The sequence below is a fragment of the Streptomyces platensis genome (assembly GCF_008704855.1).
GTDB classification, from domain to species: domain Bacteria; phylum Actinomycetota; class Actinomycetes; order Streptomycetales; family Streptomycetaceae; genus Streptomyces; species Streptomyces platensis.
Map to the genome: position 1 here is coordinate 4,163,228 of NZ_CP023691.1, position 15,174 is coordinate 4,178,401.

14 protein-coding genes, 4 tRNA genes and 1 riboswitch are annotated in these 15,174 nt (G+C 72.2%); of the genes, 10 read left to right on the plus strand and 8 right to left on the minus strand.

The window, feature by feature from the left end; genetic code table 11:
* Nucleotides 1-154 precede the first annotated feature (154 nt).
* The 5 genes from trmB (at nucleotide 155) to CP981_RS18320 (ending at nucleotide 3,391) form a co-directional block, all read left to right on the plus strand.
* A complete protein-coding gene (gene trmB / locus CP981_RS18305; protein ID WP_085927515.1) occupies nucleotides 155-1,030 on the plus strand; it encodes a tRNA (guanosine(46)-N7)-methyltransferase TrmB in 876 nt (291 codons plus the stop codon).
* Between the two features lie 28 nt (nucleotides 1,031-1,058).
* Nucleotides 1,059-2,354 (plus strand): PrsW family intramembrane metalloprotease, encoded by a 1,296-nt coding sequence (locus CP981_RS18310; protein WP_085927514.1) that lies wholly within the window; start codon nucleotides 1,059-1,061, stop codon nucleotides 2,352-2,354.
* A 120-nt stretch (nucleotides 2,355-2,474) separates the two neighbouring features.
* Nucleotides 2,475-2,864, plus strand: a complete 390-nt coding sequence (locus CP981_RS18315; RefSeq protein WP_085927513.1) for a very short patch repair endonuclease — start codon at nucleotides 2,475-2,477, stop codon at nucleotides 2,862-2,864.
* Nucleotides 2,865-2,889: 25 nt separating this feature from the next.
* Nucleotides 2,890-3,015, plus strand: coding sequence for a hypothetical protein (locus CP981_RS39180; protein ID WP_280116711.1), 126 nt, complete (start codon nucleotides 2,890-2,892; stop codon nucleotides 3,013-3,015).
* 73 nt (nucleotides 3,016-3,088) lie between these two features.
* The gene (locus tag CP981_RS18320; RefSeq protein ID WP_085927526.1) at nucleotides 3,089-3,391 is read left to right on the plus strand and encodes a hypothetical protein; all 303 of its coding nucleotides are present in this window, start codon (nucleotides 3,089-3,091) and stop codon (nucleotides 3,389-3,391) included.
* Between the two features lie 67 nt (nucleotides 3,392-3,458).
* Here the strand turns inward: CP981_RS18320 and CP981_RS18325 are convergent, their stop codons facing one another.
* Entirely contained in the window at nucleotides 3,459-4,481 is a 1,023-nt protein-coding gene (locus CP981_RS18325; RefSeq protein ID WP_244329689.1) for an aldo/keto reductase, read from the minus strand.
* Nucleotides 4,482-4,668: 187 nt separating this feature from the next.
* On the minus strand, nucleotides 4,669-5,778 hold the full coding sequence (locus CP981_RS18330; protein ID WP_085927512.1) for a M23 family metallopeptidase: 1,110 nt from the start codon (nucleotides 5,776-5,778) through the stop codon (nucleotides 4,669-4,671).
* Between the two features lie 11 nt (nucleotides 5,779-5,789).
* A riboswitch (cyclic di-AMP (ydaO/yuaA leader) is annotated at nucleotides 5,790-5,944 on the minus strand.
* A gap of 284 nt (nucleotides 5,945-6,228) precedes the next feature.
* Between CP981_RS18330 and CP981_RS18335 the strand changes: the two genes are divergently transcribed.
* On the plus strand, nucleotides 6,229-7,353 hold the full coding sequence (locus CP981_RS18335; RefSeq protein ID WP_085927511.1) for a DUF2332 domain-containing protein: 1,125 nt from the start codon (nucleotides 6,229-6,231) through the stop codon (nucleotides 7,351-7,353).
* A gap of 20 nt (nucleotides 7,354-7,373) precedes the next feature.
* Here CP981_RS18335 and CP981_RS18340 read toward each other — a convergent pair whose 3' ends face one another.
* From CP981_RS18340 to CP981_RS18360, 5 genes are all read right to left on the minus strand, one after another.
* Nucleotides 7,374-8,510 carry a PP2C family protein-serine/threonine phosphatase gene (locus CP981_RS18340; protein WP_208853064.1) on the minus strand — a complete coding sequence of 379 codons (1,137 nt, stop codon included), beginning with the start codon at nucleotides 8,508-8,510 and terminating at the stop codon, nucleotides 7,374-7,376.
* 332 nt (nucleotides 8,511-8,842) lie between these two features.
* Nucleotides 8,843-8,918: transfer RNA gene (locus CP981_RS18345), tRNA-Lys, on the minus strand.
* A 178-nt stretch (nucleotides 8,919-9,096) separates the two neighbouring features.
* Nucleotides 9,097-11,247: a DEAD/DEAH box helicase gene (locus tag CP981_RS18350; RefSeq protein WP_085927509.1), complete on the minus strand. Its 2,151-nt coding sequence runs from the start codon at nucleotides 11,245-11,247 to the stop codon at nucleotides 9,097-9,099.
* 247 nt (nucleotides 11,248-11,494) lie between these two features.
* Entirely contained in the window at nucleotides 11,495-12,058 is a 564-nt protein-coding gene (locus CP981_RS18355) for a hypothetical protein (RefSeq protein WP_167536110.1), read from the minus strand.
* Between the two features lie 252 nt (nucleotides 12,059-12,310).
* Nucleotides 12,311-12,661, minus strand: coding sequence for a metallopeptidase family protein (locus CP981_RS18360; RefSeq protein WP_030989320.1), 351 nt, complete (start codon nucleotides 12,659-12,661; stop codon nucleotides 12,311-12,313).
* A 120-nt stretch (nucleotides 12,662-12,781) separates the two neighbouring features.
* Between CP981_RS18360 and CP981_RS18365 the strand changes: the two genes are divergently transcribed.
* The 4 genes from CP981_RS18365 (at nucleotide 12,782) to CP981_RS18380 (ending at nucleotide 14,817) form a co-directional block, all read left to right on the plus strand.
* Nucleotides 12,782-14,461 carry a metallophosphoesterase family protein gene (locus CP981_RS18365; protein WP_107429582.1) on the plus strand — a complete coding sequence of 560 codons (1,680 nt, stop codon included), beginning with the start codon at nucleotides 12,782-12,784 and terminating at the stop codon, nucleotides 14,459-14,461.
* Between the two features lie 82 nt (nucleotides 14,462-14,543).
* A tRNA-Glu gene (locus tag CP981_RS18370) sits at nucleotides 14,544-14,616 on the plus strand.
* Between the two features lie 48 nt (nucleotides 14,617-14,664).
* Nucleotides 14,665-14,739: transfer RNA gene (locus CP981_RS18375), tRNA-Asp, on the plus strand.
* A 4-nt stretch (nucleotides 14,740-14,743) separates the two neighbouring features.
* A tRNA-Phe gene (locus CP981_RS18380) sits at nucleotides 14,744-14,817 on the plus strand.
* Nucleotides 14,818-14,867: 50 nt separating this feature from the next.
* Here CP981_RS18380 and CP981_RS18385 read toward each other — a convergent pair.
* On the minus strand, nucleotides 14,868-15,098 hold the full coding sequence (locus CP981_RS18385; protein ID WP_244329690.1) for a hypothetical protein: 231 nt from the start codon (nucleotides 15,096-15,098) through the stop codon (nucleotides 14,868-14,870).
* Nucleotides 15,099-15,174: the final 76 nt, after the last annotated feature.

Below are 15,174 nucleotides of genomic sequence, written 5' to 3' on the forward strand. Positions count from 1 at the left end.
CGTCGGCCCCGCATCGTATGCACGCCACTACTTACCGCGCCAACCCCCATTTCACCGAGGATTTCCCCCCTTCCGCCCCGCCATCGCCTGGGAAGTCTGGGTTCGCCGCCGGCCCCTCGGCCGCCTCCTTCCGCCCCGTAGAATCGGACGCACTGTGTCCGAGAACCCCACCACTCACGCCCCCGCCGCTGCGGAATCAGACGCTCCGGAAGCCGTCCCGACCTCCGTCCCCCGGGAACCCGTCGCTCAGGAAGCACCCGACCTCGGGGCCACCGCGGTCTCGGCCGCCGCCCCCCGGCGCGGGGAGCCGATGTTCCCCGACGGGACGGGGCCCGCGGCGGACCCCGCGGGTTCCCATCACGAGCGGCGGATCCGCTCGTTCCAGCCGCGCCGCAGCCGGGTCTCGCCCAGCCAGGCCGATGCGCTGCGCCGCCGGTGGGCGACGTGGGGACTGGACATCGACGGGCTCTCCCGTATCGATCTCGACGCCTTCTTCGACGGGCGGCCGGTCGTCCTGGAGATCGGCTTCGGCATGGGGGAGGCCACGGCACAGATGGCCGCCGCCGACCCGGACACCGGCATCCTCGCCTGCGATGTGCACACCCCTGGGCAGGGCAATCTGCTCGGTCTCGCGGAGCGGAACGGCCTGTCCAACATCCGGGTGGCCAACGGTGACGCGATCATCCTGCTGCGCGAGATGCTGGCCCCCGCCTCCCTCGCCGGTCTGCGCATCTACTTCCCCGACCCCTGGCCGAAGAAGCGCCACCACAAGCGCCGCCTCATCCAGCCGGAGTTCCTCGCCCTGGCGACCACCCGGCTCGCGCCCGGTGCCCTGGTCCACTGCGCGACCGACTGGGAGCCGTACGCCGAGCAGATGCTGGAGGTGCTCTCCGCCGAGCCGACGCTGGAGAACCTCCACCAGGGCTTCGCGCCGCGGCCGGACTTCCGCCCCCTCACCCGGTTCGAGGGCCAGGGCCTGGACAAGGGACATATCGTCCACGACCTCCTCTTCCGCCGCCGCGACACATAGGGCGAAGCCCCCTCGTTAGGGTCGACGGGTGTACCCGTCCCAGCCGCCCCCGTACCCGCCCCACGCGCCCGCCCCGCCCCCGTACACACCGCACACGCACCAGCCCGGCGCCGCGCATGCCCGCCGCCGGACGGCGCCCTGGCGCAGCAAGACCCTCCGCGCGGTCGCCCTGGTGTCGCTGCTGGCACTCTCCGGCGTGATCATCATCGGCATGGTCCGCCAGGAGACCGGCACCGAGGGCTTCCTGGTCGGACTCGGCCTGGCCGTCTTCCCGGTACCGCTCCTGGTGGCGGCGTTCTGCTGGCTCGACCGCGTCGAACCCGAGCCCTGGCGCAACCTCGCGTTCGCCTTCACCTGGGGCGCCTGTGCCGCCACCCTGGTCGCGCTGCTCGCCAACGGCTTCGCGACCGACTGGCTGGCCGCCAATATCGCCTCCACCTCGCCCTCCGAGGCCGAGGCCTGGGGCGCGACGGTGATCGCCCCGGTCGTCGAGGAAGTGGTCAAGGCCGCCGCCGTGCTCTTCCTCTACCGCTTCCGGCGGCGCGACTTCGACGGCATCACGGACGGCATCGTCATCGCCGGCATCACCGCCACCGGTTTCGCCTTCACCGAGAACGTCCTCTACCTGGGCAACGCCTTCGGCAAGGATCAGTCGCTCGGCCACTCCGGCCTGGACTCACTCACCGCCGGCACCTTCTTCCTCCGCATCATCGTCTCCCCCTTCGCCCACCCGCTCTTCACCATCCTCACCGGCCTCGCGTTCGGCATCACCGCCACCCACTACCCCCGCCGCCGCGCCGCCCGCCGCGCCCTCGCCCTCCTCGGCCTGCTCACCGCCGTCCTCCTGCACGCCATCTGGAACGGCGCCTCCTCCCTGGGCGACCCCGGCTTCCTCATCGTCTACGGCCTCTTCATGGTCCCCGTCCTCATCACCCTGACCTGGCTGGCGATCTGGGCCCGCAACCAGGAACTGCTCTCCCTGCGCGGCTACCTCGCCCCCTACATCACCGCCGGCTGGCTCACCCCCACCGAACCCACCGCCCTCTCCTCCCTCAGAACCCGCGCCCTGGCCCGCGACCTGGCCCGCCGCACCCAGGGCCCCGCCGCCGCCCGCGCCGTCACCGAATACACCACCATCGCCACCGCCCTCTCCTTCCACCGCCGCCGCGCCCACCTCATGGGCCCGACCCCGGACTTCGCCACCCGGGAACGGCATCTGCTGGAGCATTTGCGGGAGTACCAGGCGTGGGGGCGGGGGGCGTTGGTGGAGGCTTGGGGGGCACAGCGGCCGGAGTACGAGCCACCCGCACCGCCGCCTGCATAGGGGCCGGGCCAACGGAGCCCTACGGACCGTTGCCCACCCCTCAGCCCTGACACTCGACGGCCGCTCCGGCACAATGGCCACGTGCCTGCCATTCCCTCGTCCCCCGGGGTCTCCGCTCGCATGAGCGTCCAGGCCCGCCGGGACACCACTCCCGAAATGGCTGTACGACGGCTCCTGTACGCCGCCGGCCACCGCTATCGGTTGCAGCGCCGCGTCCCCGGGTTCTCCCGCCGCACGATCGACATCGCCTTCCCCGGCCCCAAGGTCGCGGTCTTCCTCGACGGCTGCTTCTGGCACGGCTGCCCCGAACATGCCACCCACCCCAAGGCCAACGCCGACTGGTGGCGCAACAAGCTCGCCGGCAACATCGCCCGCGACCGCGAAACAACCGAACATCTCATGGAGCAGGGGTGGACGGTACTGCGCTTCTGGGAACACGAGGATCCGGTGGCGGTTGCGGATCGTATCGCCTGCACACTCGCCGAGGCCCGGGGCAAGAAAGCGCCTTGAGGCCGAGATGATCGCGTGTCACCTCTTGCGCGAGGCCGACGCCATCGATTCGGCCCGTGTGATGCACACGCCGCAGGGCGTCGCCATTCAAGGGGACGGGGAAATGCCGAACGCCACCGCGATCCACGAGTACGAGCAGCCCGCCAAATGAGCAGTGATCCGAAGGCGCCTTCCCCTACGGGCATAAGGTCGGCGGAAGTTGTCCCCTCAGGGAGGTCATGGAGATGGTTCGGGTTCCCTCGGCAGCAGTTGCCGCAACCGGCCTACTAAGCGGCTACGCCGTAGCCCGCTGGACCAAGAAGCGCCCGCTGGGCGGGGTCGCGCTGGCGGCCGCCGGGGCCGTGGCCGCGCGGAAGTGGCAGCGCGAGGCGGGGAATGTGACGGCGGCTGCGTTGAGTGGTGTCTACGTGGCGGCGTTTGCCGGGTCGCATCCGTTGGCGAAGAAGATCGGGGCGTGGCCTTCGGTGTTCGCGGTGGCGGGTGGGGTGGCCGCTGCGTCGTGGGCCGTGGTGGATCGCCGGAAGTAGGGCGGGGAGGACGGGAGGGGGAGGAAGCGGGCGGGCGTGGATCGCTTCCTCCCCCTCGCAGGCTGGGTCAGGCCGAAGCCTCTCCCAGCAGCTTGAGTTCCTCCTCCGTAAGCGCCACATCGCCCACCGCCAGCAGGGCCGGGAGTTGGGACACCGTGCGGGCGCTTGCGATCGGCGCCGCGACGGTGGGCCGGCCGGCGAGCCAGGCCAGGGCGACGGTGGCGAGTTCGGCCTCGTGGGCGGCGGCGACGGTGTCGAGGGCCTGGAGGACGCGGCGGCCGCGGTCGGTGTCCGCGTACTTGGCGGCGCCTCCGGAGCGGGCGCTGTCGACAGCGGTCCCCGGGCGGTACTTGCCGGTCAGGAAGCCGGAGGCGAGGGCGTAGTACGGCACGGCGGCCAGGTCGTGGCGGGCGGCCACCTCGGCGAGTTCGCCCTCGTAGGTGTCGCGGGAGACCAGGTTGTAGTGGGGCTGGAGGGCCACATAGCGGGCCAGGCCCTCGCGGGCTGAGCAGGCCAGGGACTCCTCCAGGCGCTGCGCCGAGATGTTGGAGGCGGCGATCTCGCGGACCTTGCCGGCCCGGACGAGGTCGTCGAGGGCGGTGAGGAATTCCGGGACCTCGACCGACTCGTCGTCGTAGTGGGTGTAGTAGAGGTCGATGTAGTCGGTGCGCAGACGGGTGAGGGAGGCGTCGACCGCGGCCTTGATGGTGGCCGGGGACAGCCCCTTGTAGTCCGGGAGGGCGCCGACCTTGGTGGCGATGACGACCTCGGAGCGATTGCCGCGGGAGGCCAGCCAGTTGCCGATGACGGTCTCGGATTCGCCGCCCTTGTTGCCGGGGACCCAGTACGAGTAGGCGTCGGCGGTGTCGATGAAATTGCCGCCACCCGCCACATACGCGTCGAGCACGGCGAAGGACGTGGCTTCGTCGGCCGTCCAGCCGAAGACATTGCCTCCGAGGGACAGCGGGGAGACGGAGAGCGAGCCGAGGGGCGTGCGGCCGAGGGGGCTTCGGGGGCCTGGAGTCCCTGCGGTGTCCTGAGTGCCTGCGATGTCTGAAGCGCTGTGTGAGGCGCTGTGTGAGGCGGTCATACGTTGGTGCAGCGTCGGGGGAAGAGGAGATATTCCTTCCTCTTCCCCCAGGTGCGCGCAAAGGGCAACTACCGCTAGCGACTTGCCGGTTGAGGGCGCGCTTCAGGCGGGCGCTTCCGGCCGGCGCTGCACCGTTGGCCCTGCGTTGCGGCCGTCGGTTACGCGTTGAGCCCGTCGGTTACACGGGTCAGACATTGAGCCCGTGATCGCGGAGCCACGGCATCGGGTCGATCGGGTCGCCGGCGCCGGGGCGTACCTCCAGGTGGAGGTGGGGGCCGGTGACATTGCCGGTGGCGCCGACGCGGCCGATGACGTCGCCGGTGCTGACCTTGCCGGAGGTCTTCACCATCGAGGACAGGTGGCAGAACCAGAGTTCGGTGCCGTCGTCGAGGGTGAGGACGATGCGGTAGCCGTACGAGCCGGCCCAGCCGGCCTGGGTGATGGTGCCGGAGTGCACCGCCTTGACGGGGGTGCCGGTCGGCGCGGCGAAGTCCTGTCCGGTGTGGTCGGCGGCCCAGCGGTCGCCGGCCTGGCCGAAGCCGGCGGTGAGTGTGTAGGAGGACACGGGGGCGATGAAGCTCTTCGCCAGTTTGGCGAGGCGCTCGGCCTCCGCCTTCCGCCGGGCCGCTTCCTCCGCCTCGCGCTTGGCCTCCATCTCGGCCGCCTTCTTGGCTGCTGCGGCCTTTTCGGCCGACTTCTGGTGGGCGGCGGCTTCCGCTGCGGCCTGCTGGACAGCGGCCTTTTCGGCGGCCTCACGGGCCTCCTGCTCGGCGTTCCCCTGCTGCGCGTCGGCCTGCTGGAGGATGCGGCTGCGCAGCGCCTCACCGGCGCCCGCGGCGTTACCCGTGTCCGCGCCCGTCCCCATGGAAGCGACGGTGGCCGTGCCGTCGGCGGGAGCCGAGGCGGCGTCGGCGGCCGCGGGGCCGTCGTCGGATATCAGGTCGCCGATGCCGGGAAGCTCCTTGGCGTCCGGCAGCTTCTCGGAGAGATCGTCGGCCATGCCGCCGATGTCGGGCATCGAGATCGGCACCGGCGGACGGTCCTCGGCCGAGGCCATGCCGCTCGCGCCGACCGCCGCGATGACGCCGACACCCAGGACGGTGCCGCCGCGGGCGAATCCGCCGCCGCGCTGCTTGGCGACGCGGTGCTTGCCTCGAACGGAACGGGTGGATTCCTCGGTGGGATTCCATTCCTCCCACGGTCCGTCGCCGTCATCGACACCGGGGCCGGGGAAGGCACCTCGGTCATCGAGCTCGTAGGCGGACGGGTCCTCGGGGGTAGGCCTGTTGGACGCCACGGGGGCGCACTCCTTTCCTTCCTTCTCGCCTACCGGGTTAGCTGACGGGTTCGGAGCAGGAAGGTCTCCTACGGACGCCCACTGGCGGAGGGCGTCCGATTCACCCCAAGGAAGTGGTTCCCCGGTTCCCTAGGTGCAGTTCGAAGTGCTTGGGGGTGCGTGAAAAGCGCGTGCGGGATTCGGCGTCGGCGCGCGGTGCCGCCTCGGGCGACGGCTGGGACGACCGCGCTGCGTTATCGGACAGTAATAGAGACGGCGACCGAATTCCAAGCGTTCCCACGAATCCGTATGCGCTGTGCGCAAGCCACCGCGCGGCCTTTTCGGCCAGCAGGGCAGCAATCCGGGCGAGTTGGCCCGCCACCCCTAAACGATCTCGCGCGGATTGTGTGCCAGTCGTTATGCACAGGGGTGCCCCTCAGTTACGGAGGGTGAGAGCAGTAACGTCGGATCATGGTCGTCAACGTCGGGAACACCGGGAACGCCGGACGGGCTGCCGGTAACGCGTGGGGAGTGGCGGAGCGGTACCGGGAGTTCTCCTGGTGGGAGGCGCGCGGCCGGTCGGACGCACACGAGGAGCTGAGCGCGCGGATCAGCCAGGACCCGGAGTTCTGCGATCTGCTGTCCGGCTCGCTGCCCGCCGGCCACAAACAGCAGCCGGACCTCCTGCTCGCCGCCGTCCGCCATCTCGACGGCCCGCACGCCGAAATGGGCCCGCGCGGTGCGGCCGCGTACGGACGCTGGCGCGAGTGGACGATCCGGCACTGGGACGAGGTGCGCGCGGTGTTCATGCAGCGCGCCACGCATACCGGCGAACCGGCCCACTGCGCCACCCTGCTGCCGCTGCTCGCCCGTCTGCCGCAGCCGCTGGCGCTGCTGGAGGCCGGCGCGTCCGCGGGGCTGGGTCTGCACCCCGACCGCTATCGCTACCGGTACGAGGCCGACGGCGGAGACGGGGCGGGCGACGTCCTCCGGGCCGAGCTGGGGGCCCCGGAGAGCCCGCTGGTGTTGACCTGCCGTACGGGAGGGGCGGCCGACGAGCTGCCCGAACGGCTGCCGCAGATCGTCTGGCGGGCCGGCATCGACCTGGACCCGCTCGACCCGGTGGACGAACGGGACGATCTGCGCTGGCTCCAGGCGCTCGTATGGCCGGGCGACGGGGAGCGTGCGGCCCGGCTGTCCGCGGCCGTCGACGCGGTGCGGCCGGCGCCGCGGCCGCGGATGGTGCGCGGCGATCTGATCGACGAGCTGCCCGCGCTCGCCGCCGAGGCACCGCCCGAGGCGACGCTGGTCATCTTCCACAGCGCCGTGCTGCCCTCTCTCCCGCCCGCCCGCCGCGAGGAGTTCGTGCGTCTCGTACGGTCGCTGCTGGAGGGGCGGCCCGGCGGCGGCCACTGGATCTCCCACGAGCACCACTCCGTGCTGCCGTGGATCACCGGCTCCGCACCCCACGCGCCCCGCCCGGGCGACGCCCGGCACCTGACCCTCGCACTCGACGGACGCCCGGTCGCGGTCACCGGCCCCCACGGGCAGAGCCTGCACAGCCTGTCCGGCGCGAGGGACAGCCTGCGGCGCTGAGCGGGCTCGGGGGCCACCACCTACGCCCCCATGGGCCGCTGCACCGCCAGCAGCGCCATGTCGTCGGCCGGCGCGCCGCCCGTATGCCGTGCCACGTCCTCCACGAGGGTGTCCACGAGGACGTCCGGGCCGGGGAACCGGCAGCCGCGCAGTTTGCCCGACGGGTTGTAGTAGCGGCCGAGCAGGTCCCGGGCCCCGGTCACGCCGTCGGTGAAGAAGAGCAGCAGTGCCCCGGCCGGGAAGAACGACTCGTCCGGCCGGTCCGGCCGGCTCGCCATCTCGCCCAGCCCGAGGGGCGGCGCCGGCGCCTCGGGCAGCAGTTCGCGCAGCCCACCGTCCGGGGTGAGCAGCAGCGGGGACGGGTGGCCCCGGTTGAGCACTCGCAGAACGGACGGCCCGTCGGCGGGGATCTCGGCCAGAACGGCAGTGGTGAACCCCTCGGCCTGCTCCGCCCCCGCACACCGCCCGCCCTCCCGCCGCAGCGCCCGCTCCAGCCGGCCCGCCACCGCCCCCAGGGTGCGCTCCTGTTCCGCGGCCTCACGGAAGGCGCCGAGGACGATCACCGCGGTCCGCACCGCGTCCAGCCCCTTGCCCCGTACGTCGCCGACGAGCAGCCGTACACCGTGCGGGGTCTCCTGCACCGCATAGAGGTCACCGCCGCTCCGGTCCGCCACCCGCGCGCCCACATAGCGGGCGGCGATGGCGAGCCCGGCGAGCCGTTCGGGCGGTGTCGGCAGGAGGGCGCGCTGGGCGGCCGCCGAGACGTCCCGTACGGGGGCCGGGCGGATGTCGGCGCTCCGGACGATCCGGTTGATGCCGACGGCCGACAGGGCGACGACCAGGACCATGGCGGTCTCCGTCACCGACTCGCCGTGGTCCTGCGCGGCGCCGCTGCGGTAGAGGACGACCCAGATCTCACCGAGCACCGCGGCCAGGGCGGTGAGAACGGTGCCGCGCAGCGCGAAGAGCGGTGCGGCGACCAGTGGGGCGGCCGAGAAGAAGGGGGCGGCGGTGTAGCCGGCGGGCGTCCCCACGCCGAAGGCGACGCCGCCGACGATCAGGAGGACCGGGAGCCGGCGCACCAGCAGACGGCCGGACCACATCAGCCGGGCACGGCGCTCCCCGCCGCCCTCAGGGGGCGCCTCACCTCGGAGCATCCGCACCGGCCTCGCCCCACTCCCGCCCGTCCGTACGGGACCGTCGTGCCGGTCGCCTCGACGTCCCCAGGCTTGCCGGTACGGGCCGGGACGGCGACTCGTCAGGGGCCGGACGGGTCACGGGACCGGCCGGGGGGAGGCAGCGCGCGGGCGGCAAAGGAAGCCCGGACGGAAACAGGGCCGCCGGGCCCGCCCTGACGGCCCCCAAGCGCGTTCCCCCCAAGGGCACTTGGGCCCCGCCCAGCACCCCGCTCACGCCCGAGGGCCCGGACCGCAATCGGTCCGGGCCCTCGGGGCACTGCATCCGGCGGACGGTCTTCCCGTCCCGCTTCTGGTGGGCCATCAGGGGCTCGAACCCTGAACCAATGGATTAAAAGTCCACTGCTCTGCCAATTGAGCTAATGGCCCGCACCGAGCAGCATAGCCCGAGGTTGTGCCGCAGCCCGAAGGCATTACGGATCAAGCCATTCGGCGGGGTGCCCCGAGGCCGGTCTGTGGGGCCGGCGGGCCCTGCGGTGAGCCGTACAACGCGCGGGGCCCGCACGGCACTTGAGTGCGTACGGGCCCCGCGGATCAGCGTCGGTGATCAGCCGTTGCGCTTCCAGCGCGGCTTGTCCTCGCGCCGGCCGAAGGAGCCGGTCGGGGCGGCGCCACGGTGGTCGTCACGACGGCCGTAGGGGCGGTCGCCGCCGGAGCGGTGGCCACCGGTGGCCGGACGGCCGCCGGAGCGGTCGTCACGGTTGAAGGGACGGTCGCCGCCGGTGGAGCGGTAGCCACCGGTGGAACGGCCCGGGGTACGGCCGCCGGAGCGGTCGTCGCGGTTGAACGGGCGGCTCGGACGGTCGCCGCGGTCGCGGTTGAAGCCGCCACCGGAACGGTCGTCACGGCGCTCGAAGGAACGGCCACCGGAACGGTCGTCGCGGCGGTCACGGTTGAAACCACCACCGGAACGGTCGTCACGACGGTCACGGTTGAAACCACCACCGGAACGGTCATCACGGCGGTCACGGCTGAAACCGCCCCGGTCGTCACGACGGTCACGGTCGAAGGAACGGCCACCGGAACGGTCGTCACGACGGTCACGGTTGAAACCACCGCCGGAACGGTCATCACGACGGTCACGGCTGAAACCGCCCCGGTCGTCACGACGGTCACGGTCGAAGGAACGGCCACCGGAACGGTCGTCACGACGGTCGCGGCGCTCGAAGTTGCCCCGGTCGTCGCGGCGCTCGTCGGCCGCGTCGGCCTGCGCCGGAACGGCGGCCTCGGCCACCTCGGCGGCGGCGGTCTCGGCAGCGGCGGCGAGCGCCTCGGCCGGGTCCTCACCGCGCTCGCGGGCGGCGCGGGCGGTCAGCCGGTCGGCCTCCTCGCGCAGCTCGGTGGCGCGGCGCTGAAGGCGCTCCAGCTCACGGGTGAGCTCGGCCACCTCGCGCTCGGCCTGCTTGGCGGAGTTGTTGGCACCGTCGGCCTGGACCTCGGTGAGCGAGCGCGCACCGGTGATCTTGGCGACGTCCTCGTCGAAGGCGCCGGAGCCGCCGACGATGTGGCGCGAGGCGTCCACGCCCGCGTCCTCCATCAGCCGGAAGATCTGCCGGCGCTGGTGCGGCAGCGACAGCGAGACGACCGTGCCGGACTGGCCGGCGCGGGCGGTACGGCCCGAGCGGTGCAGGTAGTCCTTGTGGTCACCGGCCGGGTCGACGTTCAGGACCAGGTCGATGCCGTCGACGTGGATACCGCGGGCGGCGACGTCGGTGGCGACCAGCGCGTTGACGTAGCCGTCCTTGAAGTCCGCGAGCACCCGGGTGCGCGCGCCCTGCGTCATACCGCCGTGCAGCGCGTCCGCCTTCACACCGGACTCGACGAGCTGCTCGGCGATGCGGTCGGCGCCCAGCTGGGTGCGGACGAAGATGATGGTGCGGCCCTTGCGGGCGGCGATGGCGGCGGTGACCGGCGCCTTGTCCTTCGGCTTCACGACCAGGACGTGGTGGGTCATGGTGGTGACGTTGCCCTGGGCGCTGTCGACCTCGTGGGTGACCGGGTTGGTCAGGTAACGCTTGACCAGGGTGCCGATCTCGTTCTCCATGGTGGCGGAGAAGAGCATCCGCTGGCCGCCGCCGGGGATCTGGTCGAGCAGCTCGGTGACCTCGGGCAGGAAGCCCAGGTCGGACATCTGGTCGGCCTCGTCGAGGACGGCGACCTGGACGTTCTCCAGGGAGCAGGCGCCACGGTTGATGATGTCGCGCAGCCGGCCCGGGGTGGCGACGAGGACGTCGACGCCGCGCTCCAGGGCGTAGATCTGGTTGCCCATGGACGTACCGCCGCAGACGACCTTCATCTTCAGGCCGAGCACGTCGCCGTACGGCTGGAGCGCGTCCGCGACCTGCATCGCGAGCTCACGGGTCGGGGTGAGGATGATCGCGCGGGGCTTCTTCTTCTCGGTGCTGCCGCCGGCGAGCTGCGCCAGGGTCGGCAGACCGAAGGAGAGCGTCTTACCGGAGCCGGTACGGCCGCGGCCGAGGATGTCCTTGCCGGCCAGCGCGTCCGGGATGGTCGCGGCCTGGATCGGGAAGGGGGTGGTGACGCCGTTCTGCGCGAGCTTGCGGACGACGCCCTCGGGCAGTCCGAGGTCGGCGAAGGTGACGGTGTCGGTCTCGGGCGACTCGTCGACCGCCGTCACCTCGGGGGCCGTCTGCTCGTCGATTGCGGGCATGACGGACTGCTCAGTGGAAATGGACATGCGAAATGCGAAACCTTCCGGAGTCTCGGCACGCGCCCAAACTCCGTGTGTTTCACAAAGACCGCCTCTATGCGGTCAGCCACGGCAAGGGAGAGAACGCGCCACGCGGCGCGCTTCTGTTCTGGCGCCGGGCAAATGGGATCAAACGATCTACCACCATACGCACTCCGCCCCCCGGATGGCAAATGACCGTCCGGCCAGGCCCTCCGCTCCCCCGGACAAAGCTACCCGCCCCGCCCGGAACGCCTCACGCCTCCTCGTCGTAGAGCTCCGACTGCGACGCCATCGGCGAGACGGGGGACGGGCCGGACGCATGGGAGCTCGGCGGTGGCGGGGGGCTGCTCGGCGGCGGGGTCGGCTGCGCGGGGGGCGTACTGGGCGCGGGCGAGGCCGGCGGAGTGGCCGGGCGGTCGGGGCGGGTCGGCGAGGGCTCCGGGTGAGGCCGCCCGCCATGGCCGCCGGAGCCGCCCTGGGCACCGCCCGCGCCCGGCTCGGGGCCCGAGGGCCGCACCGGACGGGACGGCGTACCGGGCTCGGACGGCTCCGGTGCCGCGCTCTTCGACGCCTTGCCCGCCTTCTTGCCCTTGCCGCCGGCCGGGTGCGCCGCGCCGTCGCGCCCCAACCGCCGCGGGCCGTCGCCGCGCCCGTCCACGGTCACCCCGTTGGGGCCGGACCAGCCGTCCTTCCCGTCGTGCCGCGCGGTGCTGCCGGAGGGTTTCGGCTCCTCCGGGTCGCTCACGCTCATACAGCCGGCCAGCGCCGCGGCCAGCGCGGAGACGGCCACGGCCGCGGCGGCGGCCCGGGAACGCACCCGGGCCGACGGAGGGCGCGACGAAGGGGCAGGGGACGACGACGGGGACGGTGTCGGCGTCAGGGACGGGCGATGTGGGCTCGGGCGCACGGCGGGACCTCCGGATCCGGAACGCAGGGACGGCGGCACGGACGCCCTGCCCAACTCCCGCCCCCCACCTGAGGACACGCACCAGGCCCGGCCGATCGCACCGGTCGCGGCTTCCGGGACGCACTCCCGCCGGGCCGCGGCCCTTCGGGCGCCGGGGCCCGTCTAGCCGTAGCCCAGCGCGTGCAGCCGCTCGTCGTCGATCCCGAAGTGGTGCGCGATCTCATGAACGACCGTCACTTCGGTCTCCGCGACCACGTCCTCGCGGGTGTCGCACATCCGCAGCGTCGGCCCCCGGTAGACGGTGATCCGGTCCGGCAGCACACCGGCATACCACTCCCCCCGGTCGGTCAGCGGCGTCCCCTCGTAGAGCCCGAGCAGCTCGGGGTCGTCGGCGGGGGGTTCGTCCTCGACGAAGACCGCCACGTTGTCCATCAGCCGGGTCAGCTCCGGCGGGATCCGGTCCAGCGCCTCGGCGACCAGTTCCTCGAACTCCTCGCGCGTCATTTCCAGCACACCACCATTCTCCGCCACGGCGCCTCCCCACCGATCGTCGCGGCCCGCCCGCCGCACCGCAGCCCAACCGGAGGCGGCCGCTCCTCGCTTAACGGCGCCGCGGACGGGCATACGGGACCAATGGCCCGCGCAGCGCGCTCCCGGACACCGCACCCCGACGCCCCGCAAAGCCACCCGCACCGGCTGCTCCATACCGGCCTCGACGGCGTACGCGCCCTCCCGGCAGCCGTCCGCCGCGGCTACCGCTCCCGCCGTACGGCCCCCACCGCCACCCTGGTGGACGACGCTCCGCACCGCCCCCTGGCATCCGCCCTCGGCCTGATGGCCGTCACCGTCGTCGGCGCCTGGCTGGGGCTGCTGCTGATCGGCAGCCTCCGTGTCCCCGTCGGCCCGATGGACACCAGCATGGCGCTGCGCCCGTCACTGTCCGGCGGCACCCGGATCGAGGTCGCGCCGCTCGGCGATCTGGAACTGAGCAGCCACCACGCGCCCGTACGGCTCGATGTCGACGTCGACCGGCTGGACCCGGTCCGCTCCCAGGCACTGGTCGACCACCCCGAACGGTTCGCCGGTCTCCAGGCCGAGGTCACCCACGACGTCATCCGCGGCGCCCTGGGACTGGCGCTGCACTCCTGCGTCGCCGTGGCGTCCGGCGCCACCGCGCTGGGCCTGGCCGTCTACCGCCGCCCGCGCCGCGCACTGGCCGCCGGCGGTCTGGCGCTCACCCTGCTCGGCGCCTCCGCGGGCACCGCGTACGCCACCTGGAACCCCGAGTCCGTACTGGAGCCGAAGTTCTCCGGCCTGCTGACCTCGGCGCCCTCGGTGGTCGGCAACGCCCGGAGCATCGTCAGCGAATTCAACGTCTACCAGCAGGAGTTGGCGCGCCTGGTGACCAACGTCACCAAGCTCTACGACGCCACCTCGACGCTGCCCGTCTATCAGCCGGACCCCACCACCATCCGCGTCCTGCACGTCTCCGACATCCACCTCAACCCCGGCGCCTGGCGGATCATCGCCTCCCTGGTGAAGCAGTACCGGATCAACGTGATCGTCGACACCGGCGACACCATGGACCACGGCTCGGCCGCCGAGAACCACTTCCTGGACCCGGTCTCCACCCTCGGCGCCCCCTACGTATGGGTGCGCGGCAACCACGACTCCCGGGGCACGCAGAAGTACCTGACCGGCCGCCGCCAGGTCACCGTCCTCGACCACGGCAAGGTCACCCAGGTCGCCGGCGTACGTATCGCGGGCGTCGGCGATCCGCAGTTCACCCCGGACCGCTCCGTGGTGGCGGCCGGCGACCCCGCCGAGCGCACCGCCGGCGGCCGCCTCGCCGACGCACTGCGCACCCAGCGGCTGGCCGGCACCCCCGTCGACCTCGCGCTGGCCCACAACCCCGCCGCGGTACGCGAGGCGGACGGCCTGGCCCCGCTGGCGCTGGCCGGCCATATCCACCACCGGGAGAACACCCTGCTCCCCCAGGGCACCCGGCTGATGGTCGAGGGCTCGACGGGCGGCGGCGGACTGCGCGCGGTGCACAACAAGAAGCCCGAGCCGGTCCTGGCCTCGGTGCTCTATCTGGACCGGAGGACGAAACGGCTCCAGGCGTGGGACGAGATCACCCTCGGCGGACTGGGCCTGTCCCGGGCCGAGGTCAGCCGCCACCTCCCCCATGAGAACCAACCCGGCGCCACGCCCGCGCCGTCCGGTTCACCGCCCTCGTCCGGCCCGTCCTCCGGGCCCTCGCCCCACCCTTCCGAGCGCCCGGCCAGGAGCCCTTCCGAACACCCCCGCTAAACCGTTTTGGCGAACGGTCCTCCCATCCCATATGCTTCTCACGTCCCCGACGGCGCCGGTAACGACGCCAAGGTGGCCACCAGCCCTCATCGTCTAGTGGCCCAGGACGCCGCCCTTTCAAGGCGGTAGCACGGGTTCGAATCCCGTTGGGGGCACGCAACATCGTGTGTGAGAATGGCTTGCGCCGCTTTCACACAATGCAAGGTCCTGTGGAGCAGTTTGGAGTGCTCGCCACCCTGTCAAGGTGGAGGCCGCGGGTTCAAATCCCGTCAGGACCGCTGCGGCTGGGTAGCTCAGTTGGTACGAGCGATCGCCTGAAAAGCGATAGGTCGCCGGTTCGACCCCGGCCCCAGCCACACCCTTTGGGAGAAGGCCCCGATTCCTTGAATCGGGGCCTTTTTCGTCGTTATCCGACGCCGGCTTCCCGGGCGGCCCCGGCGGGCCCGTCCTCCGGCTGCCAGAAAATCAGCCGGGCGCCGCCGGTGATCATTCCCGTCGCCGCCAGGCCCATAGCCATCTTCACCAGCCGCACATTGCCTTCCCAGTCGTGCGGCGCGCCGAAGACGAGCCAGGCGGCGAGCGCGATACCGGCGACCATCATGACGATGCCCGCAATCCGTCGTATTCCCTTGTCCATACGGGCATTCTCGCCTACCGGCGATCATGTCGTAATTCTGTTTTCGGGCGTCCGCCCGCTCTCCCCGCGGCCACCC